Origin of the sequence: Blastococcus sp. TBT05-19, assembly GCF_003319095.1 — a bacterium.
Lineage (GTDB): Bacteria > Actinomycetota > Actinomycetes > Mycobacteriales > Geodermatophilaceae > Blastococcus.
In genome coordinates this window covers 30,381-56,719 of the sequence record NZ_QOHI01000008.1, presented here as the reverse complement: position 1 = coordinate 56,719, position 26,339 = coordinate 30,381, and the positions used below count along the sequence as shown (strand labels likewise).

Here is a 26,339-nt window from a genome sequence, read left to right as displayed (position 1 = left end):
TCTCCTCCTGCTGGTGCCCGGTCACGGTCGCCGCCACCGTCGTCCCTCGGCGGCGAGCATCTCGTCGGCCGTCCGTGGCCCCCACTCGCCGGCCCGGTACGGGTCGGGGGTCGTGCCCTGCCAGAACTCCTCGAGCGGGTCGATCACCGCCCAGGAGGCCTCGACCTCCGCGTTGCGGGGGAAGAGCGTGGCGTCGCCGAGGAGGACGTCGAGCAGCAGCCGCTCGTAGGCCTCGGGGCTGGACTCGGTGAACTGCTCGCCGTAGAGGAAGTCCATCGACACGTCGCGGACCTCCATGACGCTGCCCGGCACCTTCGACCCGAACTTGAGGGTCACCCCCTCGTCCGGCTGCACGCGCACCACCAGCTGGTTGTTGCCCAGCTCCTCGGTGTCGGTGTCGGCGAAGGGGAGGTGCGGCGCTCGCTTGAACACCAGCGCGATCTCGGTGACCCGCCGGGGGAGGCGCTTGCCGGTGCGCAGGTAGAACGGGACGCCGGCCCAGCGCCGGGTCTCGACGCCGAGCCGGACGGCGGCGAAGGTCTCCGTCGTCGACTCCTCGTCGACGCCCTCCTCCTGCCGGTAGCCGCACGCCCGCTGGCCGGCGAGCCACCCCTGCTCGTACTGCCCGCGGACGGCGAACGTGCGCAGGTCGTCGGGCAGGGAGATGGCGCGCAGGACCTTGAGCTTCTCGGTGCGGATCTCCTCGGCGGAGAACTCGACCGGCTCCTCCATGGCGGTGAGGGCGAGCAGCTGCAGCAGGTGGTTCTGCAGGACGTCGCGGGCGGCGCCGGTCTTCTCGTAGAACCCGGCCCGGCCGCCGATGCCGACGTCCTCGGCCATGGTGATCTGCACGGAGTCGACGTTGTGACCGTTCCAGATCGGCTCGAACAGGGTGTTGGCGAACCGCAGCGCCATCAGGTTCTGGACGGTCTCCTTGCCCAGGTAGTGGTCGATGCGGAAGACGTCGTCGGCGGTGAAGACCGAGTCCACCAGCTCGTTGAGCTCCCTGCTGGAGGCCAGGTCGTGGCCGAACGGCTTCTCGACGACGACCCGGCGCCAGCGGTCGGGGGTGCTGTCGGCCATCCCGGTGCGCTGCATCTGCTTGAGCACGACGGGGAACATCGACGGCGGGATGGACAGGTAGAAGGCGGCGTTGCCGCCGATGCCGTGGCTGCCCTCGAGCTCGGCGAGGTGCTCGGCGAGCTCGTCGAAGGCGTTGTCGTCGTCGAAGCTGCCCTGCACGAAGCGGACCGTGGTGGCCAGCCGCTCCCAGACTTCCTCGCGCCACGGCGTGCGGGCGCTCTTCCGGGCCGACTCGCGCGCCAGCTCGGCGAACTCGGTGTCGCCCCAGTCGCGCCGGGCGAAGCCCAGCAGCGCGAAGTTGGTGGGCAGCAGGCCGCGGTTGGCGAGGTCGTAGACCGCCGGCAGCAGCTTCTTGCGCGCCAGGTCACCGGTGATGCCGAAGACGACGAGGGCGCAGGGCTCGGGCACCCGGGGGAGCCGCCGGTCCCGCGGGTCGCGCAGCGGGTTGGGGATCATCGTCCGTCCTCGTGGTCGGAGTGTCCCGTCGCCCGCCCCCGGGAGGACGGACGACGGGCTGGGGCCGGCGCGGTGCGGTCGGGGTCCACCGCTCGCACCGCGCCGTCGCTCAGCCGAGCGCGGTGAGCAGCTGGCCGATTCCCGCCGCCCGATCGGTGAGGTGCAGGTGCAGCAGCGGCCGGTCCCGGTCGGCGAGCGCCTTGCGGTCGCCGGCGGCCTGGGCCGCCTGCAGGGTCCCGAACGTGTAGGGCTGGTCGGGCACCGGGAGGTCCTCGGTGACGGCGCCGGTGATCTGCAGGAACGCGCCGACCTGCGGACCGCCCTTGTGGTACTGGCCGGTGGAGTGCAGGAACCGCGGGCCCCAGCCGAAGGTGACCGCGTGCTCCGTGCGCCGGGCCAGCGCCGCGCGCACATCGGCGGCCGAGGCGTCCTGCAGCCGGTCGAGGTAGGCCATGACCGCCAGGTAGCCGCGCGGCGGCACCGAGCCGAGCAGCGCGTCCAGCGCGAGCCGCAGCCCGTCGTTCGAGGTGAGGTCCACGCCCTCGAGCAGGGCGGCGCTGCCCCGGATCTGCACCGCGCCGACCTTCGCCAGCGGCTGGTCGTCGGGAAGGCCCCCGGCGAGGATCGCGGAGGTGTTCTCCTTGCTCTCGGTGACGTTGGGCTGGTCGAACGGGTTGATGCCGAGCACCCGCCCGGCCACCGCGGTCGCGTACTCCCACGCCAGGAACTGCGCGCCGAGCGGACCGGTGACGCCCACCGAGGGCCCGGGCTGCGGCGCGGTGTCGCCGACGAGGCCGAGCACGACGTCGGGGGCGGTCGCCCCGGGCGCGTCGGGCGACTCGAGGACGACGGGCAGGATGCCGCGCCCGAGCTTGCCGGTGGACTCCGCGATGAGCTGCTCGGCCCAGTCGCCGAAGCCCTGGATCGGGGTGCTCCCGGCGTCGGCCAGGGCGAGCTTGTCGTGGCCGGTGCGGAACGCCGCGCCCAGGGCGGTGCCCAGCTGCAGCGCCGCGTTGTCCGGCTGGGCCAGGCCCTCGGCCAGCTCCTCGGCGTCGTCCACCAGCGCGGCGACGTCGGCGCCGGCCAGCGCCGAGGGGACCAGGCCGAACGCCGACAGCGCGCTGTAGCGCCCGCCCACGGTGGGATCGGCGAGGAAGACCGCCCGGGCGCCCATGGCCGAGGCGGTCTCCGACAGCGGTGAACCGGGGTCGGTGACGACGACGAAGCGGGCGCCGATCTGCCCCTCGTCCAGGCCCGCCGCGGCGAAGGCGGCGATGAACGCGCGCCGCTGGCTCTCGGTCTCCACGGTGCCGCCGGACTTGGAGCTGACCACCACGACGGTGCGCTCCAGGTCGGTCATCGCGGCCGCGACCTGCCCGGGGTCGGTGGTGTCCAGCACGACGAGCGGGACCCCCGCCGTCCGGCAGATGACCTCGGGGGCGAGCGAGGAGCCGCCCATGCCGCACAGCACGACCCGGTCGATGCCCTCGCCGGCGAGCTCGGCGCGCAGCTCGGCCAGCTGCGAGACCAGTCCGCGGGAGGTGGCCGGGAGGTCCAGCCAGCCGAGCCGGACCGCCGCCTCGCTCTCCGCGTCCGGGCCCCAGAGCGTGGCGTCCTTGCGGACCAGCCGTGCGGCGACGTCGTCCTCGAGGAGCTGGGCGCGGACCGGCTCGGGGACCTCCAGGCCGGCGGAGCTGAACTCCAGGGTCACGCCTTGTCCTCCAGCTCCGTGCGGACCGACTCGGTGAGCTCGTCCCAGGAGTCGACGAACTTCTGCACGGCCTCCTCCTCGAGCTGCCGGAAGACGTCGTCCAGGTCGATGCCGGCGTCGCTCACGGCCTTCATGACGGCCGCGGCGTCGTCGTAGGACTTCTGCACCGGGGTGCCCGGCGTGCCGTGGTCGGCGTAGGCCATCAGCGTCTTCTCGGGCATCGTGTTGACCGTGCCCGGGGCGATGAGCTCGCTGATGTAGAGGGTGTCGGAGTAGTCGGGGTTCTTGACCCCGGTCGAGGCCCACAGCGGCCGCTGGCGGCGGGCGCCCTTCGCCTCGAGCGCCTGCCAGCGCTCGGAGGAGAAGACCTCCTCGTAGGTCTGGTAGGCCAGCTGCGCGTTGGCCACGCCGGCCTTGCCCTTGAGCGAGGCGTCCGCACCGGACGCGTCCAGCCGCTTGTCGATCTCGGAGTCCACCCGGGACACGAAGAACGACGCGACCGAGTCCAGCTGGGAGAGGTCGGCCTCCGGGTCGTCGGCCAGCCGCTGCTCCAGACCGGAGAGGTAGGCGTCCATCACCGCGCGGTACCGCTCGAGGCTGAAGATCAGGGTGACGTTGACGCTGATCCCGCGGGCGATCGACGTCGTGATCGCCGGGAGGCTCGCCTCGGTCGCGGGGATCTTGATGTACAGGTTCGGCCGGTCGACCAGCCACCACAGGTGCGCGGCCTCCGCGGCGGTGGCGTCGGTGTCGTGCGCCAGGCCCGGCGCGACCTCCAGCGAGACGCGGCCGTCACCGGGCTGCCGCTGCGCGACGGGGGCGAGCAGGTCGCAGGCGTCGCGGACGTCGGCGGCGGTGATCGTGCGGAGCGCCTCCTCGATGCTCACCTTGCGCACGGCGAGGGCGTGCACCTGGTCGTCGTAGGAGTCCGAGCCGCTGATCGCCGCGGCGAAGATCGTCGGGTTGGTGGTGACGCCGACGACCGAGTGGTCGTCGACCAGCGACTGGAGGTTGCCGCTGCGGATGCGGTCGCGGGACAGGTCGTCGAGCCAGACGGCGACCCCCGCCTGCGACAGCTCGGCCAGGTTCTCGTTCTGTGCCATGTCAGTGCCTTCCAGGTGAGGTGCTGGAACGGCCACCCTTCAGGGTCCCGCGCCGAGCTTGCGAGGTGTGGGGGGAAGGGTGGTCCTTTGTCAGCGGTCGCCGGTGGGGTGGGGGAGGCCACCGGTGGCGGCGACCGGCCCCGCGGGGACGGCGTTGCCCGAGGCGGCGGCCTCGATGCTCTCGCGGGCGGCGGTGACGACCGCCTCGTCGGTGAGGCCGAACTCCTCGTACAGGACGCCGTAGGCGGCGCTGGCCCCGTAGTGGGTGAGGCCGACGATCCGCCCGGCGTCGCCGACGAACTCCCGCCAGCCCATGGGGATGCCCGCCTCGACGCTGACGCGGGCCCGGACGGTCGGGGGGAGCACCTCGTCCTTGTAGCTCTGGTCCTGGTCGGCGAACCACTCGACGCACGGCACCGAGACCACGCGGGTCGGGACGCCGTCGGCCTCCAGCCGCTCGCGGGCGGCCACGGCGATCTGCACCTCGGAGCCGGTGCCCAGCAGGATCACCTCGGGGCTGCCGTTCGACGCCTCGGCCAGCACGTAGGCGCCGCGGGCGGTGCCCTCTGCCGAGCCGGACGAGGAGCGGTCGAACACCGGGAGGTTCTGCCGGGACAGCAGCAGGCCGGCCGGGCGGTCGTTGTTCTCCAGGATGGTCCGCCACGCGACGGCCACCTCGTTGGCGTCCGCCGGGCGGACGACGTCCAGACCGGGGATGGCCCGCAGCGCCGCGAAGTGCTCGATCGGCTGGTGCGTCGGGCCGTCCTCGCCCAGGCCGATCGAGTCGTGCGTCCACACGTAGATGACCGGCAGCTGCATGAGGGCGGCCAGCCGCACCGCGCCGCGCATGTAGTCGGAGAAGGTCAGGAACGTGCCGCCGTAGACACGGGTGCCGCCGTGCAGCGCGATCCCGTTCATGATCGCGCCCATGGCGTGCTCGCGGACGCCGAAGTGCAGGGTGCGGCCGTAGGGGCCACCGGACCACATCTTGGTCTGGCGGTCGGCCGGCAGGAACGACGGCTCACCCTTGACCGCGGTGTTGTTGCTCTCCGCGAGGTCGGCGGACCCGCCCCACAGCTCGGGGAGCGACGGGTAGACGGCGGCGAGCACCTCGCCGGAGGCCTTGCGGGTGGCGACGCCCTTGGGGTCGGCGTCCCAGGTCGGCAGCTTCCCGGCCCAGCCCTCGGGCAGGGTGCGGGTGCTCATGCGCTCCAGCAGCGCGGCGCCGTCGGGGTTGGCCTGCTGCCAGGCGGCGAACTGCTCGTCCCACCGCGCGCGCAGCTCGCGGCCGCGGTCGACGACGGAGCGGGCGTGGGCCAGCACGTCGTCGTCGACCTGGAAGGTGCGCTCGGGGTCGAAGCCCAGGATCTCCTTGGTGGCGCGCACCTCGTCGTCGCCGAGGGCCGAGCCGTGCGAGGCGCCGGTGTTCTGCTTGTTCGGCGCGGGCCAGGCGATGATCGTCCGCAGCACGATGATCGAGGGACGCCCGGTCTCGGCCTTGGCGGCGGCGAACGCGGCGTCGACGGAGGCGAGGTCCTCGCCGTCGGCGACGTGCTGCACGTGCCAGCCGTAGGCCTCGTAGCGCTTGCCGACGTCCTCGGTGAAGGCGACGGTCGTGTCGTCCTCGATGGAGATGCGGTTGTCGTCGTAGACGAGGACCAGGTTGCCGAGCTTCTGCGTGCCGGCCAGGGACGACGCCTCGCCGCTGACGCCCTCCTCCAGGTCGCCGTCGGAGGCGAAGCACCAGATGGTGTGGTCGAAGAGGCTCTCGCCCTCGGGGGCGTCGGGGTCGAGCATGCCGCGCTCGCGGCGGGCGGCCATGGCCATGCCGACCGCGTTGCCGACGCCCTGGCCGAGCGGGCCGGTCGTCGTCTCGACACCGGGGGTGTGGTTGACCTCCGGGTGCCCCGGGGTCTTCGAGCCCCAGGTGCGGAGCGCCTGCAGGTCCTCGACCTCGAGGCCGTAGCCGTTCAGGAACAGCTGCACGTACAGCGTCAGGCTCGAGTGGCCCATCGACAGGATGAACCGGTCACGCGCGGTCCACTGCGGGTCGGTGGGGTCGTGCTTGAGCCACTTGTGGAAGAGCAGGTAGGCGGTCGGCGCCATGCTCATCGCCGTCCCCGGGTGGCCGTTGCCCACCTTCTGGACGGCGTCCATCGCCAGGACGCGGGCGGTGTCGATCGCCCGGCGGTCCAGGTCACCGAAGCCCTCGGGCAGGGTGGGCCGCGGCTGCGCCGGGTTTCCGGTGGGCGCGTCGGTCGCGGCCTCGGCCGGGGCCTCCGCCTCCGTGCTGCGCGTGTCCATCTGGTCGGTGTCTCCCTCGAGGTAGGCCTGACGATGCACCCGGGACGGGCGCTCGACCGCCGGCGGACGTGGCGGTGCGACGCGACGGGTGTCGTCGCCGTCGCCCCTACCCGCTGCGCACGCGGCCGCAACGCGATCAACCCTAGTCATCGCTGGTCATGGCGCGTGCCTGGCTCGGCCGGGGGCCGGGGCTACCATGGGCGGCGTTCCTCCCCCCGGTTCGAAGGGATCCCGTGGTGCCCTGCTGCCCGCGCGCGACCGCGCACGAGGGCACCCGGTGACGGCGCTGACCGAGCGCAGCGCCGCCCCTGCTCCCCGTCTCGCCACCCGCCTCCGCGCGCGGGTCGGCGCCTACGTCGGGCTCACCAAGCCGCGCATCATCGAGCTGCTGCTGATCACCACGGTGCCGGCGATGATGGTCGCCGACCGCGGCTGGCCGTCGCTGTCGCTGCTGTTCTGGACGCTGCTCGGGGGCACGTTCGCGGCCGGCGCGGCCAACGTCTTCAACTGCTACTTCGACCGGGACATCGACCGGCTGATGCAGCGCACCCAGAAGCGCCCGCTGGTCACCGGCGAGGTCACCCCGCGGGCCGCGCTGGTCTTCGGGTTCGTGCTGACGATCAGCTCGATCGTCCTGCTGCTGATCACGACGACCCCGCTCGCGGCGGCGCTCTCGGCGGCGGCGATCTTCTACTACGCCGTCCTCTACACGATGGTGTTCAAGCGGCACACCCGCCGCAGCACCGAGTGGGGCGGGGTGCCCGGGGCGGCACCGGTCCTCATCGGCTGGGCAGCGGTCACCGGGTCGCTGGACTGGCCCGCCGTCGTCATCTTCGCGATCGTCTTCTGCTGGCAGATGCCGCACTTCTGGGCGCTCGCCCTGCGGTTCAAGGACGACTACGCGAAGGCCGACGTCCCGATGCTGCCGGTGGTCACCACCGCGCTGTCGGTCGGGCGCCAGTCGGTGGCCTGGGCCTGGGCGACCCTGGCCGTCTCGCTGCTGCTGTGGCCGGTCGGCGTCGAGTACGGGATCGGGCTGGGCTACGCGATCCCCGCGGCCCTGCTGGGCGGCTGGTTCGTCGTGGAGTCGCACCGGCTGCTGGCGCGGATCAAGCGCGGCGGGGACTTCAGGCCGATGACGCTGTTCCACGTCTCGATCTCGTACCTGTCGCTGCTCTCGGTCGCGATCATCGTCGACGCCATCGTGTAAGGACCCCCTCCTCCCCACCCTTCGCACGCTCAGGGTGGGCCCCTGGAGGGGGCCGTTCCAGTAGGTCACCATTGCCTGGTGCGCACGGACCTCGCCAACGCCCGGATGGGGCAGCTGGTCGGTGCGGACCGGCGCACCTACTCGATGACCGGCGTCGCGCTGGACCGGGCCGAGGTCGAGGCGCTGATCGAGCGGGGGTGCCCGGTCGTCACGTACCTGCCCGGCGGCCGGCTGCTCTGGGACGACGAGGACGACGCATGGCCCGCGTGGGCCGACGCGCGCCGTGAGCGGGTCAGCGCCGGACGCTGGGAGGCCGCCGACGGCTCGCTGCTCGTCGTCGTGGTGCTGCACGACTGACCCGGCGATGTGCGGTCAGGGCGCGCTTCCCCGGCCGGAGGGCGCCCTCCGCGCACATCGCCCGGACGGGGCTCAGCGGGTGGCGGCGGCCTTCGGCTCGCGCGCCTCGAGCGGGGCGTCGGAGGCGGGGCCGTTGACGGACCACACCAGGCGGGCGACGAACGCGGTCGTGAGCACCGCGCCCAGCATGTGCAGGAGCACCAGCGCGATCGGCAGGTCGGTGAAGTACTGCACGTAGCCGACGACGCCCTGCGCGAGCTCCACGACCAGCAGGTCGCGGGCGGCCCGGCGGACCCGGGCGGGGGAGTCGGTGGCGTGCAGCGCGACCAGCATCGCGATCGTCAACCCGATCAGCAGGAAGACGACGTCGGCGTGCAGCTGGCTGACCAGCTCGGGGTCGAAGCCCATCCGGTCGCCGGTGGGCACGTCGTTCTCGTCGACGTCGCCGCTGTGCGGCCCGCTGCCGGTGACCACGGTGCCCAGCGCGAGCACGGCGGCGGTCGCCGCGGCGATGCCCCAGGTCAGGAGCACGAAGGGGCGGCGCAGCAGCGGCTGCCCGACCCCGGGCTCCCGCGACCGGAGCCAGAGCGTCGTGGACAGGGCGACCAGCACCGCCGAGACGAGGAAGTGCGCGGCCACCGTCCACGGATTCAGCCCGGTGAGCACCGTGACCCCGCCGAGCAGCGCCTGCGCCGGGATGCCCAGGAAGGTCAAGATGGCGAGCGTCCGGAGGTCCCGCCGCGTCGACCGCCAGACGGCGACGACGGTGGCGATCGCGACGGCGGCGAGCACGAAGGTGAGCAGCCGGTTGCCGAACTCGATGACGCCGTGGCCGGCCAGCTCCGGCGTCGTCACGAAGCTGTCGGTGGTGCAGCGCGGCCAGGTCGGGCAGCCCAGCCCCGAGCCGGTCAGCCGGACGGCGCCGCCGGTGACGACGATCAGCCCGTTGGCGACGGCGTTGCCCAGGGCCAGGCGGGAGATGGTCGACGCGGAGAACGCGGCGGGCAGGCGCAGCACGATCCGATGCTAGAAGGATCCGCCCGCCTGGTGCTCGCGCCGGGCCCTGCCGACGGCGCGGCGGTGAGGCTGATCACGAACCCGTCCCGTGGGGCCTCTTCTTAGGTCGACCTTGCTTGCACGACCCTCGAAATAGGACACACTCGTGTTGTGGAATCCCTCGCGGCGCAGCACCGGCCGTCGGCGACTGCCGACGACGGGCGCACCCGCGACCGCGTGAGCGGCCTCCTGCTCGAGCACGGCCCGCAGACGGCGACCGAGCTGGCCGGCCGGCTCGGCATCTCGTCGGCCGCCGTCCGCCGGCACCTCGACGCCCTGGTCGCCACCGGCCGGGTCGAGGAGCGCCAGGTGCGCGACGCCCATCGCGGCCGGGGCCGTCCCGCCCGCCGGTTCCACCTCACCGACTCCGGCCGTTCGGCCTTCCCGCACGCCTACGACGACCTGGCCCTCACCGCGCTGCGGTACGTCGCCGGCGTCGGTGGCCCCGACGCCGTGCGCGCGGTCGCCGAGCAGCAGCTCGCCGGCCTCGAGGCGCGTGCGTCCAGCGCCGTCGAGCAGGCCGTCGCCGCACGGCCGGGGGAGGCCGTCGACCGTGCCCAGGCACTCGCCGCGGCCCTGACGGCCGAGGGCTACGCTGCGACCGCCTCGGCGCTGTCCGGCGGAGGGCAGCTCTGCCAGCACCACTGCCCGGTGGCGCACGTGGCGGCCGAGTTCCCCCAGCTGTGCGAAGCCGAGACCGCGGTGATCGGCCGGCTCGTGGGCACCCACGTGCAGCGGCTGGCGACGATCGCCCACGGTGACGGGATCTGCACCACACACATCCCCGGCGCGCTGCGACCGGGGAACAGAACCACCCCCGCACGCCCTGTACCAGGTGAGCGAGCAGCGCGGCACTCCGCGCGCGCCGCGTCGTCCACCAGCACCACCCCCACGAACGACCGGGAGAGGACGCCCGCATGACCAGCACGCAGCAGCCGGCGACGGCCACGCAGCTGACGCAGGACGAGCAGATCGAGCAGCTCGGCCGCTACGAGTACGGGTGGGCGGACGCCGACGTCGCCGGTGCCTCCGCGCGCCGCGGCATCGACGAGGACGTCGTCCGCGACATCTCGCGCCGCAAGAACGAGCCCGAGTGGATGCTCGAGCGCCGTCTCAAGGCCCTGAAGCTCTTCGACCGCAAGCCGATGCCCGACTGGGGTTCCGACCTCTCCGGGATCGACTTCCAGAACATCAAGTACTTCGTGCGCTCCACGGAGAAGCAGGCGACGTCCTGGGAGGAGCTCCCCGAGGACATCAAGAACACCTACGACAAGCTGGGCATCCCGGAGGCGGAGAAGCAGCGGCTGGTCGCGGGTGTCGCCGCGCAGTACGAGTCCGAGGTCGTCTACCACCAGATCCGCGAGGACCTCGAGGAGCAGGGTGTCCTCTTCCTCGACACCGACACGGCGCTGAAGGAGCACCCGGACCTGTTCCGCGAGTACTTCGGCTCGGTCATCCCCTCCGGCGACAACAAGTTCGCCGCGCTGAACACCGCGACCTGGTCCGGTGGCTCCTTCATCTACGTGCCGCCGGGCGTGCACGTCGACATCCCGCTGCAGGCCTACTTCCGGATCAACACCGAGAACATGGGCCAGTTCGAGCGGACGCTGATCATCGTCGACGAGGGCGCCTACGTGCACTACGTCGAGGGCTGCACGGCGCCGATCTACAAGTCGGACTCGCTGCACTCCGCGGTCGTCGAGATCATCGTCAAGAAGAACGCGCGCTGCCGGTACACGACCATCCAGAACTGGTCGAACAACGTCTACAACCTGGTCACCAAGCGGGCCGTGGCCCACGAGGGCGCGACCATGGAGTGGGTCGACGGCAACCTCGGCTCCAAGGTGACGATGAAGTACCCGGCCGTGTGGATGACCGGCGAGCACGCCAAGGGCGAGGTCCTCTCGATCGCCTTCGCGGGCGAGGGCCAGCACCAGGACGCCGGCGCCAAGATGGTGCACGCCGCGCCGCACACCTCCTCGACCATCGTGTCGAAGTCGGTGGCCCGTGGTGGTGGCCGCACCTCCTACCGCGGTCTGGTCCAGGTCGACGAGGGCGCCTACGGCTCCAAGTCGACGGTGAAGTGCGACGCGCTGCTGGTCGACACGATCAGCCGCTCGGACACCTACCCCTACGTCGACGTCCGCGAGGACGACGTCGCCATGGGTCACGAGGCCACCGTGTCGCGGGTCAGCGACGACCAGCTCTTCTACCTGATGAGCCGCGGCCTGACCGAGGACGAGGCCATGGCCATGGTCGTGCGCGGCTTCGTCGAGCCGATCGCCCGCGAGCTCCCCATGGAGTACGCCCTCGAGCTCAACCGGCTCATCGAGCTGCAGATGGAAGGTGCCGTCGGCTGATGACCGACCAGAACACCACGGGTCTCACGACCGAGTCCGCCGTCCTCGCCGGAGAGCTCTTCGGCGAGGGCGTCGGGACGCAGGCGGGCCCGCCGACCACCCCGGCCGACTCGGCCGCCGTCGCCCCCGGCGCGCACTCGCACGGTGGCGCCCCGACCGGTTCGCCGGCCGAGCGGTTCACCTCGACCGACCCGGACGCCTTCGGCGTGCCCACCGGGCGCGAGGAGACCTGGCGCTTCACCCCGATGAAGCGGATCAAGCCGCTGCTCGACGGGGCTGCCTCCGACGCGCGCCTGACCTGGTCCACCGACCTGCCCGAGGGTGTCGAGCTCACCCGCGTCGAGGCCGGCGACCCGCTGGTCAAGGGCCTGCCCGAGCCGGTCGACCGGCTCGCCGCGCTGACCCGGCAGAACAGCGACGGCGCCGACGTGGTCCGCGTGGCCACGGAGGCCCAGCTCGACCGCCCGGTCAACCTCGGCCTCGCCGGCTCCGGTTCGGACGACGTCGTCTGGGGCCAGCTCGTCGTCGAGGTCGGTGCGTTCGCGAAGGCGACGATCGTCCTCGACCACAGCGGCCTGGCCCGCTACTCCGGTGGCGTCACCGTGCTCGTCGGCGACGGCGCGCAGGTCACCCTCGTGTCGGTGCAGGAGTGGGCGCCGGGCGCGGTGCACGGCGGGCAGTACGACGCCGTCGTCGGCCGGGACGCGACCTTCAAGCAGGTCGTGGTCACCCTCGGCGGCGACCTGGTCCGCCTGGTCAGCAACGTGCAGTACGCCGGCCCCGGCGGCTCCGCGGAGCTCTTCGGCGTCTACTTCTCCGACGAGACCCAGCACCAGGAGCACCGCCTCTGGGTCGACCACGCCGTGCCCAACTGCACCAGCAACGTGCTCTACAAGGGCGCGCTGCAGGGCGAGGGCGCGCGCACGGTCTGGATCGGCGACGTCCGCATCCGCCCCGCGGCCACCGGCACCGAGACCTACGAGCTCAACCGGAACCTGGTGCTCACCGACGGCGCCCGCGCCGACTCGGTGCCGAACCTGGAGATCGAGACCGGCGAGATCGTCGGCGCCGGCCACGCCAGCGCGACCGGCCGGTTCGACGACGAGCAGCTGTTCTACCTCTGCTCGCGCGGCATCGACGCCGAGACCGCCCGCCGCCTGGTGGTCCGCGGCTTCTTCGCCGACGTCATCCAGCACATCGGCGTGGGCGAGCTCCAGGACCGCCTGATGGCCACCATCGACGCCCGTCTCGGCGCCCTCCCGGGTCTGGACGAGCAGCCGGTCGAGGTCGCCTGACATGGCGTTCGAGCGGGTCTGCGCACTGTCCGACGTGCCGGAGAACGGCTCCCTGCGGGTCGAGCTCTCCGACATCGACGTCGCTGTCGTCAACTTCGAGGGGAAGCTCTACGCCCTCGAGGACCGCTGCTCGCACGCCGACGTCCCGCTGACGGACGGGGACGTCGAGACCTTCGACGGCGCCCCGACCATCGAGTGCTTCCTCCACGGGTCGTGCTTCGACCTGCGCACCGGTGAACCCACCAACCTGCCGGCCACCGAGCCGGTCGACGTCTACCCCGTCCGCGTGGAAGGGGAGGACGTGCTCGTCGACACCGAGTCGGACGGCCGCCTCCCGCTCGCGGCCGGCGAGTGAAAGAGAGAAGCGAAGTGTCCGTTCTGGAGATCCGCGACCTGCACGTCAGCGTGGGCGAGGGTGACGACGCCAAGGAGATCCTCCGCGGCGTCGACCTGACCGTCCGCTCGGGCGAGACGCACGCGATCATGGGCCCCAACGGGTCGGGCAAGTCGACCCTTGCCTACTCGATCGCCGGGCACCCGAAGTACACGATCACCGGCGGGACCGTCACGCTCGACGGCGAGGACGTCCTCGAGATGAGCGTCGACGAGCGCGCCCGCGCCGGCCTGTTCCTCGCCATGCAGTACCCCGTCGAGGTCCCCGGCGTCTCGGTGTCGAACTTCCTGCGCACCGCCGCCACGGCCATCAAGGGCGAGGCCCCCAAGCTCCGCACCTGGGTCAAGGACGTCAAGACCGAGATGGCCGGCCTGGAGATGGACCCGGCGTTCGCCGAGCGCAACGTCAACGAGGGCTTCTCCGGTGGTGAGAAGAAGCGCCACGAGATCCTGCAGATGCGCCTGCTCAAGCCGGGCATCGCGATCCTCGACGAGACCGACTCCGGCCTCGACGTCGACGCGCTGCGGATCGTCTCCGAGGGCGTCAACCGCTCCCGCGCCGAGGGCGAGATCGGCGTCCTGCTGATCACGCACTACACGCGGATCCTGCGCTACATCAAGCCCGACTTCGTGCACGTCTTCGTCAACGGCAAGGTCGTCGAGGAGGGTGGCCCGGAGCTGGCGGAGAAGCTGGAGAACGAGGGCTACGCCGCCTACGTGAAGGGTTCGACGGAGGTCGCGTCCGCATGACCCAGACCGCCTCGCGTCCCGGAGCCGGGGCGCAGCGAGCGCCCCTGCCTCTGGACGTCGAGGCGATCCGGGCCGACTTCCCGATCCTGACGCGCACCGTCCGGGACGGGAAGCGCCTGGTCTACCTCGACTCCGGGGCCACCTCGCAGAAGCCGCGCCAGGTGCTCGACGCCGAGCGCTGGTTCTACGAGAACGTCAACGCCGCGCCGCACCGGGGAGCCCACCAGCTCGCCGAGGAGGCCACCGGCGCCTACGAGGAGGCCCGGTCGAAGATCGGCGCGTTCATCGGCGCTCCCGAGAACGAGATCGTCTTCACCCGGAACACCACCGAGGCGATCAACCTGGTGGCCTACGCGCTCTCCAACGCCGCAACGGCCAAGGAGCCGGAGTTCCGGACCTACGCGGTGGGCCAGGGTGACGAGATCGTGGTCACCGAGATGGAGCACCACGCCAACCTGCTGCCCTGGCAGCAGCTCTGCGAGCGCACCGGGGCGACCCTGCGCTGGCTCGGGCTCACCGACGACGGCCGGCTGGACCTCTCCGACCTCGACACGGTGGTCAACGAGCGCACCAAGCTGGTCTCGGTCACCCAGCAGTCGAACATCCTCGGCACGATCAACCCGATCGCGCCGATCGTGGAGCGCGCCCACGAGGTCGGCGCCCTGGTCATGGTCGACGGCGCCCAGTCGGTGCCGCACCAGCCGGTCGACGTGCAGGCCCTGGGTGCGGACTTCCTGGTGTTCTCCGGGCACAAGATGCTCGGGCCCACCGGCGTCGGCGTGCTGTGGGGCCGGTACGCGGTGCTGGACAAGCTGCCCCCGTTCCTCACCGGCGGCTCGATGATCGAGGTCGTGCGCATGGAGGGCTCCACCTTCATGCCGCCGCCGCAGCGCTTCGAGGCCGGCGTCCCGATGACCGCGCAGGTGGTCGGGCTCGGTGCGGCCGTGGACTACCTGCAGGCCCTCGGCATGGACACGGTGCTCGCCCACGAGGAGGCGCTCACCGCCTACGCGCTGGACAAGCTCGCCGAGATCCCCGGCGTCACCGTGATCGGCCCGCCGGACACCGTCGCGCGCGGAGGGGCGATCTCCTTCACCGTCGAGGACATCCACCCGCACGACGTCGGCCAGGTGCTCGACGACCTCGGCATCGCCGTGCGCGTGGGGCACCACTGCGCCTGGCCGGTCGTGCGGCGCTATGGCGTCCCGGCGACCACCCGGGCCACCTTCTACGTGCACACGGGCTACGACGACATCGACGCGCTGGCCGACGGAATTCGCGCGGCCCAGAAGTTCTTCGGAACTGTGTGAGGCGCGACTGATGCAGCTCGAATCGATGTACCAGGAGATCATCCTGGACCACTACAAGAACCCGCACGGGCGTGGTCTGCGCGACCCGTTCGACGCCGAGGTGCACCACGTCAACCCGACCTGCGGTGACGAGGTGACCCTCCGGGTGAAGATCGACGGCGACACGATCGCCGACGTCTCCTACGAGGGCATGGGCTGCTCGATCAGCCAGGCCTCGGTCTCGGCCATGTACGACCTGGTGGTCGGCAGGTCGGTGCCCGAGGCGCTGGAGACCGGCGAGCACTTCATGACCCTGATGCAGGCGAAGGGTGACCCCGCGGTCGCCGAGAAGCTCGAGGACGAGCTGGAGGACGCCGTCGCGTTCGCCGGTGTGTCCAAGTACCCGGCGCGCGTGAAGTGCGCGCTGCTGAGCTGGATGGCGCTCAAGGACGCATCCGCCCGGGCCATGTCCGCCCCCCAGACCGGAGGCAGCAACTGATGAGCGAGACCACCGAGAACGCTCCGGCCACCGAGACCCCGGAGCTGCCGGCCTACAAGTCGGCGCTGCTCGAGGACCTCGAGGAGGCCATGCGCGACGTCGTCGACCCGGAGCTCGGCGTCAACGTCGTCGACCTGGGCCTCGTGTACGGCCTCGACGTCGACGAGTCCAACGTCGCGATCATCGACATGACGCTGACCTCGGCGGCCTGCCCGCTGACCGACGTCATCGAGGACCAGGCCCGCCAGGCGCTGACCGGTGGCCCCGGCCCCGGCCTGGTCGACGACATCCGGATCAACTGGGTCTGGATGCCGCCGTGGGGCCCGGACAAGATCACCGACGACGGCCGCGAGCAGCTGCGAGCCCTCGGCTTTCGCGTGTGACGACGGGCCCTCCGCCTCCCGCGGAGGGACCGTTGCAGCACGTCACGGCCCGCACCCCTCGGGGTGCGGGCCGTCGTCGTCGGTGGGCGACGCATCCGCGGGTCGACCGCGCGCTGCTGCGAGCGCCGAGGTCCTGACCGGTCAGCGACGGCCGGCGAGGGCTTCCTTCCGCACGGCGCCGTCGTAACCACCCCGTGGTGCGCCCAGGCCGAACATCGCCCCGACGGTCGGCGCGACGTCGACCGTCCGGGCCGGTGCGCCGCTGACCGCGCCCCGGCGCACGAGCGGGTGCTCGCCGGCGACGAGGAACGGGATCGGCTCGGTCGCCGGGTGCCCGTGGTTGCCGGGGATCGGGTTGGAGAAGACCTCTGGGTCGCTGAACCGCCAGCCGGCCCGGCAGTAGGCGATCAGGTCGCCGGCCTCCGGCCCGAGCCTGAGCTCGCGCGGCGGCTGGACCGACAGCACGCCCGGGTGGGCGGTCACCAGCCGGCGCACCTCGGCCAGCCCCGCGGCGCGGCGATCGGCCGGGCCGGTCCAGTACAGGAGGTCCGCGCCGCCGTTCTGGGCGATCTGCACCGAGGAGCGCAGGTCCGGTCGAGCCCGGAGGATCGCGTCCACGGAGATCACGCCCGTCGGCAGCGACCAGTCCATGGAGTGGTCGGCCAGCACGAGGAGCACGCTCGAGGACCAGCGGCCGGTGGCACGCAGGTGGTCGACGAACCGCCCCACCTGCAGGTCGGTGCTGCGCAGGGCCAGCGTCCGCGCGGCCCGCAGCGTGCTGCCGGTCAGGTCGCTGTGCCCGACGCGGTCGGTGTCGCCGAGGTTGACGAAGACCAGGTCCGGGTCGTGGGCGTCGACCATGGCGATCAGAGCGTCGGTGGTGGCCTGATCGGGGGCGTGGCCGCTGACCGGGATGATCGGGAACGGCTCCCACCGGTGCGTGGCCCGCTCGCCGAAGATGCCGTACAGGTACTCCTTGGACAGCACCGTCCCCGTCGTCCGGCCGGTGGCGTTCAGCCGCTCGAGGAGGGTGGGGAAGCGCAGGTCCGAGGGGCGGTCGAGGTCGCGGACCGTGGCCTCGGCGCGGTCGTAGATCGAGTTGGCCGGGACGCCGGACCGGTCCGGCCGCACCCCGGTCATCATCATCACGTGGTTCGGGATGGTCTCCATCACCGGAAGCGAGCGTGCTCCCGAGAACCACGTGCCCTCGGCGCGCAACTGGCTCAGCCGGGGCATCAGCGCGGGGACGACCTCGTCGGGCCGGGTGCCGTCGACCACCAGCACGTAGACGCGCAGCCGGCCCGTCGCCCGCGCCGGCGGCGCGCCGAGCGCCGACGACAGGACGACGGCACCGCCGGCCGCCGTCGAGACCTGCAGGAACCGCCGCCGGCTCAGCACCTCGCCGCTCACCGCAGCCGCCCCGCGGCCCGCTCGACGCGGGAGCTCCCCGCCGGCACCCGCCACGACGTCGACCAGACGGCCGCCGCCCGGGGGTCGGTGCGGTCGGTCAGCACGAACCAGTCCATCTGCGCTCCTGCCTCGGTGAGCTCCAGCACGGAGAACCCGTGGGAGTCGAAGTCCAGGTACTTCACGTGCGGGTTGTTCACCTTCACCGCGGTCTCCACCGCCGCCGACGCCGTCCGGGGCGGGGTGCCCAGGATGTCGTCGAGGTTGTCGCTGGTGACCGACGTGCACACCAGCTCCACCCCGACGCTGTCGCCGGTGAGCGGGTAGGTCGACGGGTCGGCCGGCAGCTCGTTGGCCCAGCCGGAGTGGATGTCGCCGGTCAGGAAGACGGCGTCGCGGATGCCGCGGTCGCGCAGGTGGCCGAGGACCGCGGCCCGCTCGGCGGGGTACCCGTCCCACTGGTCCACGTTGTAGGGGACGCCGGCGACCGGCGGCACCGGCAGGTCGACCAGCGCCGCGACGCCCTCGGCCGCGCGGGACTCCAGGCCGCTGGGGAAGCGGACCGGCGCGATCATCACCGGGTTGCCGACCAGCTTCCACTGCACCTGCTGGTCGGCCAGCCCGTCCAGCAGGAACTGCAGCTGCTCCGGGCCGGCGATCGTCCGGGACGGATCATCGAGCGCCGGGTCCACCGGGGAGGAGGCCTGCTGGTCGCGGTGGCTGCGCAGGTCGAGCATCGAGAGGCTCGCCAGGCGTCCGAAGCGCAGCCGCCGGTACAGCTGCCCACCCGCCTCGTACCGCACCGGCATCCACTCGGCGTACGCCTGCTGGGCGGCGGCCCTGCGGGCCCGCCAGGCACCTTCGGCGCCCTCGGTGTGGTTCTCGGCCCCGCCGGACCAGGCGTCGTTGGCCGACTCGTGGTCGTCCCAGGTGACCACCCAGGGGGCGACGGCGTGCAGCGCCTGCAGGTCGGGATCGGTCTTGTACTGCGCGTGCCGCCGCCGGTAGTCCGACAGGCTGACGATCTCGGTGGCCGGGTCGTGCGGGCGGACGACGACGTCGCGCGCCTGGTACTCGCCGGGCGCGTACTCGTAGAGGTAGTCGCCGAGGTGGACGACCAGGTCGAGGTCGCTGCGCGCGGCCAGGTGCCGGTACGCGGTGAACCACCCGGCCTGCAGGTTGGCGCAGGAGACGACGGCCATCCGGAGGCGGGGCACGGTGGCGTCGGCGGCCGGGGCGGTCCGGGTCCGGCCGACGGCGGAGAGCGCACCGGCGCAGCGGAAGCGGTACCAGTAGCCGGTCGCGGGGCTCAGGCCGTCGGCGTCGACCTTGACGGTGTGGTCGCGGGCGGGGCCGGTGCGCACCGACCCCCGGCGCACGATCCGCCGGAAGCCGGGGTCCGCGGCCACCTCCCACTCGACGTCGGCGGCCGGTCCCTGCCCCGAGCCCGGCGTCGCGGCCGGTGTGGGCGTGACCCGGGTCCAGAGGACGACGGAGCGCGGCAGCGGGTCCCCGGAGGCGACGCCGTGCCCGAACACCGGCGACCGCCGCCCGGGCGGCGTGGCCGACGCGGACCCGGTCGTCGCGGCCGCAGCGGCCAGGCCGGTGCCGGTGGCGGCAGCGAGCTGGAGGGCGCGCCGGCGGCTGAGCTGCACCTCGGAGGGAGTCACGCCCTGCTTCATCGACCGAGCGCGGAAAAGGATGCGGTCCGGCCGCGATGTTCACCGCGGGTTCCGGTGCCGTTGGGCGCCGGGATCAGCGCAGGTCGGCGAGCCGGGCGCCGAACCCGGCGACCGGGTGGCGCTCCCGCAGCATCCCGATGACCAGCAGCGCGCTGCCCACGACGAGGGCGGTCGCCACCGGCCAGGGCAGCGCCCGCACCGCCAGGCCCAGCGCGAGCACCAGGGCGGTGCCGGCGCCCACGAGCAGCGGGGCGCGGATCCCGGCCCGGGCCCCGGCCACCATCGCGACGGCGGCGACGACCAGCACGAGGACGGCGCGGAGGGCGTCGGGCGTGACGACGGCCAGCGCGGTGGACGGTGCCGCCGCGACCACCAGACCCGGGCCCCAGGTCGGCCAGGACGCCGCCCGCAGCAACCCGCGCCCAGATGCCAGCAGCAGTCCCGCGGCCGCCGGGATGCTGTAGGCCTCCACCGCGCCCAGGCCGGCCAGCGCGGCGGTGATCCAGCCCGCGACCACCAGCTGGAGGGCGCCCACGCGCCAGGCGGCCGTCGCATCCGCGTCGTCGTCCGCGGACCTCCCGGTCCACCAGGCCCAGGCCAGCGTCGTGGCGCCCTGCGCGGCGAGGTGCGCGGCCACGAGGCCGCGGTCGCCGTGCGCCACCGGCAGCACCACGGCCGCGGCGGCGACGGCGGCCCCGGCGGTCGCCGTCGCCCGGCGGGAGTCCCGGTCCAGCCGGGCGGTGGTGAGCAGCGCGAGCACGTAGAGCCCGGTGAGGAGGACGGCGACGACGGCGGGTGACGCCCAGCCGTCCGGCAGGCCGAGCAGGGCCGCCCCGGCCAGGCAGCCGACGGCGGTCGGGGCGGCCACCGGCCGGTCGTCGCGGCGGAGCACGGCCACCCACACCGTCGGGACCGCGGTGAGCAGGAGCAGCAGCGCGATCTCCGACCAGTGCCGGCCGTCGACCAGCCGGGCGATGGAGAGGACGGCGAGCAGCACCCCACCGGTGAGGGCCACCGGCAGCAGGAGCCCACGCCGCCACCCGGAGAGCTCCGCGGCGGCCACGGCGGCGACCAGCACCCCGGCGAACCCGGCCACCGCGACGGCGACAGGCCCGCCGGCCGACACCGCCCCGGTGGCGGCGACGGCCGTCATGGCGCCCGCGGTCACCGGGACCAGCCGGGGTGGGCCGAGCAGCACGTCGAGCGGGCGGCGCAACCGGGCCACCAGCAGACCGGCGGCCGCCGCCGTGACCAGCCCGGCGGCCAGCCAGCGCTCGAGCCCCGGCGCGGTCCAGGCCTCCCGCCAGCCGCCGAGGACGCCGGCCGCGAGCCAGAGGGCCGTGGTGGCCGTGGTGAGCCGGGCGACCAGCGGCCGGGCCCACAGGGCGGTGCCCAGCCCCACCGCCGCGACGCCGAGGAAGAGCTCGGTGCGCAGCGCCTCGGGGACCGTGTCCAGCGACCGGAGGGCTGCCACCTGGAACGCCGCCCACGCGCCGAGCGGCCAGGCCGCCGGGATCTCGGAGATCCGCCGCAGGGCGACGAAGCCCGCGGCCAGCGCGAGCGGCAGCAGCGGATCGCCGGTGGTGGGGGAGCCGCCGATGTCGGTGCCGGCCAGGCCCAGGCCCGCCGCGGTCGCCGCGAAGGTCTCCGCCGAGCTGCGCAGCTCCCCGCGGTCGGCCCGCACCGCGACGACGGCCGCGACGGCGGCCAGCGAGAGCACCACGGCGCGCACGAGCGGGCCGCCGTGGGCCGAGGCCAGGGTGGCGCCGGCGCTCACCAGCAGCACGGCGCCGACGGCCAGCAGCACCTGCGGCGGGCGGGTGCGGTACGGGAACGGGGGCACCTCGCCCATGACCGCCCCCTCTCCCCACACCTGCGACGTCCCACCGTAGGGCGGGACGCCGCCGTGGGCAGCCCGGGTCAGCGCATCTGGACGACCCAGGCGACGGCCTCCCGCGCCTGCTGCCGGCGCCGCTCGTAGGTCGCGCCGACCACCAGCAGGGCCAGGCCGGCCGCGCCGAGGGTGAGCCAGCGGGGGAGGAGCGGCGCGTACGGGCCGAGGCGGCCGACGGTCACGAACAGCAGCACGCCGGCGCCGACGACGAACGGTGCCTGCCGGTGCCGGAGCGTGCCGCCGACGGTGAGCAGCACAGCGGCGACGACGACGAGGACCAGCCGGAGCGCGGTCGGCTCCGCGACCACCGCCAGCGCCGAGGGCACCAGGGCGACCCCGACGGCGGCTCCCTCGGCGGCCCACGACGTCGCACCGGCGCGCAGCCGCGGCAGCGCGATGACCAGCAGCCCCAGCGCCGCGGGCAGCGTGTAGGCATCCGGCGTCTGCACGCCCGCACCTCCGACGGCGATCCAGGAGGCGAGGACCAGGTCGCCGACCGCTCCGGCCGCGACCCAGCGCCGACCGGAGACGACGGCGTAGCAGCCCGCGGCCACGCCGACGACGCCGAGCTGGATGCCCACCTGCCCCCAGGCGCCCGCCGATCCCGAGGTGAGACCGGCGGCGAGCCCCGCGAGGGCGCCCCCGGTGGCCAGCACCAGCTCCTCGCGGTGCCGGGCGCGCAGCGCGGCCAGCCCGAACGCGGCGGCGCCCAGCAGGGCGAGGAGCAGCCCGGCGACCGGGACCGCGATCCACCCGCCGCTCCGGCCGAGGTCGATCGCCAGCGCCGGCGCGATCAGCGCCGCCGCCGTCGCGGGCAGTCGGAGCACGGGCACCCGCACCGCGGCCAGCGCTGCCGGGACGGTGGCGCCCAGCGTCGCCGCCGCGAGGGCCCGCTGATCGGGCAGGTCGGAGAGGAAGGTGGCGCCCAGGAGGGCCATCGCCGTCCCGGCGGCCGTGAGCGCGGCGGCCGGTACGGGCAGCCGCGCGGCCAGGACCGCCAGCGCGAGCAGCAGCAGACCGGCCCACGTGGCCGCCTGGGCGCCGGGGCTCCCGGCGTACGCGAGCGAACCGGTGAGCGCCAGGCCGACGACCGCGGCCGCCGTGGACGCCACGGGGACCGGGGCCGGCAGCGGGCCGCGGGGCCGCAGGGCCAGGGCGATCGCTCCCGCCCCGGCGACGGTCAGGACCCCGGTCGCCGTCCACGACTGCGCGGCGGCCGGTGCGTCGATCGCCTGCGCCAGGCCTGCCAGCACGCCCGCGGCGGCCGCCAGGCCGGCCAGCACGAACGCCACCGGCGCCAGGTACCGGCGCAGCGCGCGGGCCGCCAGGAGGTCCGCCGCCGCGACGGCGAGGAACACCGCGACGCCGGCCGGTTCCAGCAGCGAGCCGGCCGGGAGCAGCAGGAACGGCAGCGGTTGGGCGGCGAGCAGCGCCGTCAGCGGCCAGACGGCGGTGCTGCGGGTCAGCCGGGCCAGGCCCAGGGCCACGACCAGGACGACGGCGCAGGACACGACCCACCACCAGCGCAGCCGCACGTCCTCGATGCCGAACAGCCCCAGCCAGCGGGCGGCGGCGAGGTCGACCACCAGCAGGGCCGCGCCGGCGGCGGCGAGCGCCTCCTCGGTCGCCCGCAGCCCGCGGCGCGCGGTCCACGCGGACGTACCGCACGCCGCCGCCGTGGCCGTGAGCATCACGCCGGCCTGGAAGGCCAGCCCGAACCGCGTCCAGGCGACGGCGACGAAGGTGATCGCGGCCGCCACCAGCAGCAGGGCGCCCAGCCCGAGCAGGACCTGCTGCGGCGTCAGCCTGCGCCGGGGTGCGGGGGGCTTCTCGGCGGCGACCGGAGCGGGCGGGACCCAGGGGGGCGGGGCGGGTGGCGCCCATGGCTGCGGCTGCGGCTGCGGTACCGGTGCAGGAGCCGGGGGAGGAGCGGCGACGCCGGGCGCGGCGGCCCGCAGCGTCGCCAGCAGCTCGTCGCGGTCGCGGGTCAGCTCACCGATCGTCGTCCCGATGCGGGCCAGGACCAGCGCCGCCTGCGCGGCGGCCGGCAGCCCGCACGACGGGCAGGGCCCCGGTCCGACGTCGCCGACCGGGCGCCCGCAGACGGGACAGGCGGGCACCCACGGGCTCCCGGGCGGGTTCATGGCGGCATCCTGGCCCGCCCCGCGACCGCGCGGTACCGATCGGGACGTGAAGACGCCCGAGCGGATGATGCCGCCGATGTCACCCCGGAATCGTTCGTGGTATCGGGTCGTGAGCGCCTACCCTGGGATCAGTGATCACGACGACCGGTCTGGAGTTGCGCGCCGGGGCCCGCATCCTCATCAGCGAGGCCACCCTGCGCGTCCAGCCCGGCGACCGGATCGGGCTGGTGGGCCGCAACGGCGCCGGCAAGACCACGACCCTCACGACGCTGGCCGGTGAGCGGCTGCCGCACGCCGGCAAGGTCGAGGTGTCCGGCGAGATCGGCTACCTCCCGCAGGACCCGCGCAGCGGCGACCTCGACATCACCGCCAGCGACCGCGTGCTGTCCGGCCGCGGGCTCGACGAGCTGCGCAACCAGATGGTCAAGGCCCAGATCGCGATGGCCGAGCCCGCCGACGACGCCGAGCGCGACAAGGCCGTGCGCCGGTACGGCCGCATCGAGGACCAGTTCGCCGCCCTGGGCGGGTACGCCGCGGAGAGCGACGCCGCCCGCATCTGCACCAACCTCGGCCTGCCCGACCGCGTGCTCGCCCAGCCGCTGCGCACCCTCTCCGGCGGTCAGCGCCGCCGCGTGGAGCTCGCCCGCATCCTCTTCTCCGACGCCGAGACGCTGCTCCTCGACGAGCCGACCAACCACCTCGACGGCGACTCGATCACCTGGCTGAAGGGCTTCCTCTCCAGCCACCGCGGCGGGCTCATCGTCATCAGCCACGACGTCGAGCTGCTCGACGCCGTCGTGAACAAGGTGTGGCACCTCGACGCCAACCGGGCCACCGTGGACATCTACAACCTCGGCTGGAAGCCCTACCTGGCCCAGCGGGAGACCGACGAGCGGCGCCGCAAGCAGGAGCGGGCCAACACCGAGCGGAAGATCGACACGCTCACCGCCCAGGCCGACAAGATGCGCGCCAAGGCGACCAAGGCCAAGGCCGCGAAGAGCATGGACAAGCGCGCCGAGCGGCTGGCCTCGGGACTGGCCGACGTGCGGGTGCAGGACAAGGTCGCCAAGCTGCGGTTCCCGACGCCGGTGGCCTGCGGCAAGACCCCGCTCACCGCCGAGGGGCTGAGCAAGAGCTACGGCTCGCTGGAGATCTTCACCGACGTCGACCTCGCGGTGGACCGCGGCGCACGCGTCGTCGTCCTCGGGCTGAACGGTGCCGGCAAGACGACGCTGCTGCGCATGCTGGCCGGGACCGAGCAGCCCGACACCGGCGAGGTGAAGGCCGGCCACGGCCTGCGCGTGGGCTACTACGCCCAGGAGCACGAGACCCTGGACATGGACCGATCGCTGCTGGAGAACATGCGCTCCGCCGCACCCGACAGCACCGACACCGAGCTGCGCCGGATCCTCGGCGCCTTCCTCTTCTCCGGGGAGACGGTCGACCAGCGCACCGGCACCCTCTCCGGCGGCGAGCGCACCCGGCTGGCCATGGCCACGCTGGTCATCTCGGGCGCGAACGTGCTGCTGCTCGACGAGCCGACCAACAACCTCGACCCGGCCAGCCGCGAGCAGGTGCTCGACGCGCTGCGCACCTACGCCGGGGCGATCGTGCTGGTCACCCACGACGAGGGTGCCGTGCGCGCCCTCGACCCCGACAAGGTGATCCTGCTGCCCGACGGCACCGAGGACGCCTGGAGCGAGGACCTGGCCGACCTGGTCGAGCTCGCGTAGGGAGCACCGCCCGGCCGGGCCACGCCGTACCCGCGGCCGCTGCACGCACGGTCCTATCCCGTTCCTCGTTCACGTGGCCGACACCACGTGTCTGGGTGATCATGGGTTGGCGGGAGCCGTGGTCACCCGGACGGCGGCACCAGGGCGACAGCACGCACCGGCGCGCCTGGCGGGCCGGTGGCTGACACGGAGGGGAGCCATGGCCGACTCGAGCACTGCGGACCTCGGCAAGGGCAAGCGGATCACCGGCGGGGACCGGTCGACGCTCGCCACCGACCTGCGCAAGCGGTACGACGAGGGCGAGAGCATCCGGTCGCTCGCGGAGTCGACGAAGCGTTCCTACGGGTTCGTCCACCGGCTGCTGTCGGAGTCCGGGGCATCACTGCGCAGCCGCGGTGGGGCCAACCGGAATAGTAAGAAGGCGTGAGCGCAGACACCACGAGTTCCTCCGCCGGCTCCGGCTGGGTGCGGACGCGCCGCGACGGCGCCGTCCTCACCGTCACCCTGGACCGTCCCGACCGGCTGAACGCCCAGACCCCGGCGACCTGGTCGGCGCTGGCCGAGATCGGTGCCTCCCTCGACGACGACGTCCGCGTGGTCGTGCTGACGGGGGAGGGCCGCTCGTTCTCGGCCGGCCTGGACCGCAGCATGTTCGATCCCTCGTCCACGACCGGCGGTGGTTTCGGCGAGCTGGTCGGCCTGCCGGTCGAGGACGCGCAGGACCGGATCCGCGGCTACCAGGACGGGTTCCGCTGGCTGCGGTCGCCGGGCGTCGTCTCGGTGGCCGCCGTGCAGGGCCACGCCATCGGGGCCGGCGCTCAACTCGCGCTCGCCTGCGACCTGCGGGTGTTCGCCGAGGACGCCCAGCTGCGGCTGCCGGAGGTCACCCTCGGCCTGGTGCCCGACCTCACCGGCACGAGCACCCTGGTGGAGCTCGTCGGCTACTCCCGGGCGCTGGAGATGTGCCTGACCGGCCGCGCCGTGGGCGCCGCGGAGGCCCAGGCGATCGGCCTGGCCTCCCTGGTCGTGCCCGGCGCCGAGCTCGACAGCGCCGTGTCCGACCTGGTGCAGGCGCTGCTGGCCCCGCCCGTGGGTGCCAGCCGGGCCACCGCCGCGCTCGTGCGCTCCGCCGTCCGCAACGACTTCCCGACCCAGGACGCCGCCGAGCGCGCCGCCCAGGTGCAGCGACTGCACGAACTCGTCAGCAGCAGCTGAGAGGCTCCTCGGAAC

The 26,339-nt window shown here is 73.7% G+C and carries 22 protein-coding genes; 13 read left to right on the top strand and 9 right to left on the bottom strand.

What is annotated here, in order from left to right; all coding sequences use genetic code 11:
* Positions 1 to 21 precede the first annotated feature (21 nt).
* From zwf to tkt, 4 genes are all read right to left on the bottom strand, one after another.
* Entirely contained in the window at positions 22 to 1,539 is a 1,518-nt protein-coding gene (zwf, locus tag DQ244_RS18640) for a glucose-6-phosphate dehydrogenase (protein WP_113813008.1), read from the bottom strand.
* Positions 1,540 to 1,648: 109 nt separating this feature from the next.
* Entirely contained in the window at positions 1,649 to 3,250 is a 1,602-nt protein-coding gene (locus DQ244_RS18635; protein ID WP_113813007.1) for a glucose-6-phosphate isomerase, read from the bottom strand.
* The gene (gene tal / locus DQ244_RS18630; protein ID WP_113813006.1) at positions 3,247 to 4,353 is read right to left on the bottom strand and encodes a transaldolase; all 1,107 of its coding nucleotides are present in this window, start codon (positions 4,351 to 4,353) and stop codon (positions 3,247 to 3,249) included. The genes DQ244_RS18635 and tal overlap by 4 nt, the downstream gene beginning before the upstream one ends.
* Before the next feature lie 90 nt (positions 4,354 to 4,443).
* Positions 4,444 to 6,657, bottom strand: a complete 2,214-nt coding sequence (gene tkt, locus DQ244_RS18625) for a transketolase (protein WP_113813072.1) — start codon at positions 6,655 to 6,657, stop codon at positions 4,444 to 4,446.
* A 277-nt stretch (positions 6,658 to 6,934) separates the two neighbouring features.
* On the opposite strand from tkt, the gene DQ244_RS18620 reads away from it, so the two are divergent.
* Both DQ244_RS18620 and DQ244_RS18615 read left to right on the top strand, forming a co-directional pair.
* On the top strand, positions 6,935 to 7,867 hold the full coding sequence (locus DQ244_RS18620; RefSeq protein ID WP_199580481.1) for a heme o synthase: 933 nt from the start codon (positions 6,935 to 6,937) through the stop codon (positions 7,865 to 7,867).
* 78 nt (positions 7,868 to 7,945) lie between these two features.
* Entirely contained in the window at positions 7,946 to 8,224 is a 279-nt protein-coding gene (locus tag DQ244_RS18615) for a hypothetical protein (RefSeq protein WP_113813004.1), read from the top strand.
* A 72-nt stretch (positions 8,225 to 8,296) separates the two neighbouring features.
* Here DQ244_RS18615 and DQ244_RS18610 read toward each other — a convergent pair whose 3' ends face one another.
* On the bottom strand, positions 8,297 to 9,241 hold the full coding sequence (locus DQ244_RS18610) for a heme A synthase (RefSeq protein WP_113813003.1): 945 nt from the start codon (positions 9,239 to 9,241) through the stop codon (positions 8,297 to 8,299).
* A gap of 150 nt (positions 9,242 to 9,391) precedes the next feature.
* Here DQ244_RS18610 and DQ244_RS18605 point away from each other — a divergent pair, with 150 nt between their 5' ends.
* From DQ244_RS18605 to DQ244_RS18570, 8 genes are read left to right on the top strand one after another with little or no spacing between them, the layout of a single operon-like run.
* Entirely contained in the window at positions 9,392 to 10,201 is an 810-nt protein-coding gene (locus DQ244_RS18605; protein ID WP_113813002.1) for a metalloregulator ArsR/SmtB family transcription factor, read from the top strand.
* The gene (sufB, locus tag DQ244_RS18600; protein WP_113813001.1) at positions 10,198 to 11,640 is read left to right on the top strand and encodes a Fe-S cluster assembly protein SufB; all 1,443 of its coding nucleotides are present in this window, start codon (positions 10,198 to 10,200) and stop codon (positions 11,638 to 11,640) included. The genes DQ244_RS18605 and sufB overlap by 4 nt, the downstream gene beginning before the upstream one ends.
* A complete protein-coding gene (gene sufD / locus DQ244_RS18595; protein ID WP_113813000.1) occupies positions 11,640 to 12,935 on the top strand; it encodes a Fe-S cluster assembly protein SufD in 1,296 nt (431 codons plus the stop codon). Before sufB ends, sufD begins: the two co-directional genes overlap by 1 nt.
* A gap of 1 nt (position 12,936) precedes the next feature.
* Positions 12,937 to 13,290 (top strand): non-heme iron oxygenase ferredoxin subunit, encoded by a 354-nt coding sequence (locus DQ244_RS18590; protein ID WP_113812999.1) that lies wholly within the window; start codon positions 12,937 to 12,939, stop codon positions 13,288 to 13,290.
* A gap of 14 nt (positions 13,291 to 13,304) precedes the next feature.
* Positions 13,305 to 14,078, top strand: a complete 774-nt coding sequence (gene sufC, locus DQ244_RS18585) for a Fe-S cluster assembly ATPase SufC (protein WP_113812998.1) — start codon at positions 13,305 to 13,307, stop codon at positions 14,076 to 14,078.
* Positions 14,075 to 15,388, top strand: coding sequence for a cysteine desulfurase (locus DQ244_RS18580; protein WP_113812997.1), 1,314 nt, complete (start codon positions 14,075 to 14,077; stop codon positions 15,386 to 15,388). Before sufC ends, DQ244_RS18580 begins: the two co-directional genes overlap by 4 nt.
* Before the next feature lie 10 nt (positions 15,389 to 15,398).
* On the top strand, positions 15,399 to 15,866 hold the full coding sequence (sufU, locus tag DQ244_RS18575; RefSeq protein WP_113812996.1) for a Fe-S cluster assembly sulfur transfer protein SufU: 468 nt from the start codon (positions 15,399 to 15,401) through the stop codon (positions 15,864 to 15,866).
* The gene (locus DQ244_RS18570) at positions 15,866 to 16,249 is read left to right on the top strand and encodes a metal-sulfur cluster assembly factor (protein ID WP_113812995.1); all 384 of its coding nucleotides are present in this window, start codon (positions 15,866 to 15,868) and stop codon (positions 16,247 to 16,249) included. The genes sufU and DQ244_RS18570 overlap by 1 nt, the downstream gene beginning before the upstream one ends.
* Positions 16,250 to 16,390: 141 nt before the next feature.
* Here DQ244_RS18570 and DQ244_RS18565 read toward each other — a convergent pair whose 3' ends face one another.
* The 4 genes from DQ244_RS18565 to DQ244_RS18550 form a co-directional block, all read right to left on the bottom strand.
* Positions 16,391 to 17,659: an alkaline phosphatase family protein gene (locus tag DQ244_RS18565; RefSeq protein ID WP_199580480.1), complete on the bottom strand. Its 1,269-nt coding sequence runs from the start codon at positions 17,657 to 17,659 to the stop codon at positions 16,391 to 16,393.
* On the bottom strand, positions 17,656 to 19,326 hold the full coding sequence (locus tag DQ244_RS18560; RefSeq protein ID WP_199580479.1) for an alkaline phosphatase: 1,671 nt from the start codon (positions 19,324 to 19,326) through the stop codon (positions 17,656 to 17,658). Before DQ244_RS18560 ends, DQ244_RS18565 begins: the two co-directional genes overlap by 4 nt.
* An 85-nt stretch (positions 19,327 to 19,411) precedes the next feature.
* Positions 19,412 to 21,190, bottom strand: a complete 1,779-nt coding sequence (locus DQ244_RS19485) for an SCO7613 C-terminal domain-containing membrane protein (protein ID WP_158544618.1) — start codon at positions 21,188 to 21,190, stop codon at positions 19,412 to 19,414.
* Between the two features lie 68 nt (positions 21,191 to 21,258).
* Positions 21,259 to 23,376 (bottom strand): SCO7613 C-terminal domain-containing membrane protein, encoded by a 2,118-nt coding sequence (locus tag DQ244_RS18550; protein ID WP_113812993.1) that lies wholly within the window; start codon positions 23,374 to 23,376, stop codon positions 21,259 to 21,261.
* A gap of 131 nt (positions 23,377 to 23,507) precedes the next feature.
* On the opposite strand from DQ244_RS18550, the gene DQ244_RS18545 reads away from it, so the two are divergent.
* The 3 genes from DQ244_RS18545 to DQ244_RS18535 all read left to right on the top strand — a co-directional run bounded on the left by DQ244_RS18545 (position 23,508) and on the right by DQ244_RS18535 (position 26,324).
* Positions 23,508 to 25,109, top strand: a complete 1,602-nt coding sequence (locus tag DQ244_RS18545) for an ABC-F family ATP-binding cassette domain-containing protein (protein ID WP_113812992.1) — start codon at positions 23,508 to 23,510, stop codon at positions 25,107 to 25,109.
* Between the two features lie 199 nt (positions 25,110 to 25,308).
* Positions 25,309 to 25,536 carry a helix-turn-helix domain-containing protein gene (locus DQ244_RS18540; RefSeq protein WP_113812991.1) on the top strand — a complete coding sequence of 76 codons (228 nt, stop codon included), beginning with the start codon at positions 25,309 to 25,311 and terminating at the stop codon, positions 25,534 to 25,536.
* Entirely contained in the window at positions 25,533 to 26,324 is a 792-nt protein-coding gene (locus DQ244_RS18535) for an enoyl-CoA hydratase/isomerase family protein (RefSeq protein ID WP_233491724.1), read from the top strand. Before DQ244_RS18540 ends, DQ244_RS18535 begins: the two co-directional genes overlap by 4 nt.
* Positions 26,325 to 26,339 lie beyond the last annotated feature (15 nt).